Source organism: Pseudomonas sp. B6002 (assembly GCF_013385985.1).
In the GTDB taxonomy this organism is placed as follows: domain Bacteria; phylum Pseudomonadota; class Gammaproteobacteria; order Pseudomonadales; family Pseudomonadaceae; genus Aquipseudomonas.
This window is the reverse complement of the sequence record NZ_JACAOY010000044.1, coordinates 1-469: the sequence shown is the minus strand read 5'-3', so window position 1 is coordinate 469 and position 469 is coordinate 1. Positions and strand designations below refer to the sequence as shown.

Annotated in this window: 1 protein-coding gene; it reads right to left on the bottom strand. The window is 55.2% G+C overall.

Annotated elements, in window-relative coordinates; all coding sequences use genetic code 11:
- Positions 1–469, bottom strand: a 469-nt coding sequence (locus tag HX792_RS30720) for a transposase (RefSeq protein ID WP_176999466.1), incomplete at both ends; no start/stop codon positions are given.

Genomic DNA, 469 nt, shown 5'->3' with positions numbered 1-469 from the left:
TGATCAGGTCGCGCTTCTGCCGCAGATCGGGATCATCATCAATATTGTCTTTGATGGCCTTCTGCGTCACGGCAATCTCGTTTTTCACATGACTGATCATGGACAGAATCGAGTCTTTGACGTTGGATTGAGCTACATCCAGGCGGTTGGTCTCCATCTGAAGGATTTCCTGGAGATCTTCCAGGCGCCGGACTAGAGCCCGCAACCGACGACGAGCAGGCGGCTCAGGGATCCAGGCCCTGAGCTTATGCTGCTTCTGCTGGGCATAAGCCGCGATCAATTTGGCGTCAGCTTTATCGGTTTTTACCCGACGCAAATCCTCCTTGCCGAACGCGTGGATCACGGCGGGGTTAACGATGCAGACTCGGTAATCTTTGGCATGCAGGAAGTCTGCAAGTGCCTCGTGATAGGTGCCAGTAGCCTCCATGACGACCCAGGCCTGTGGGGCCGCATGTTTTTCCAGCCAGGC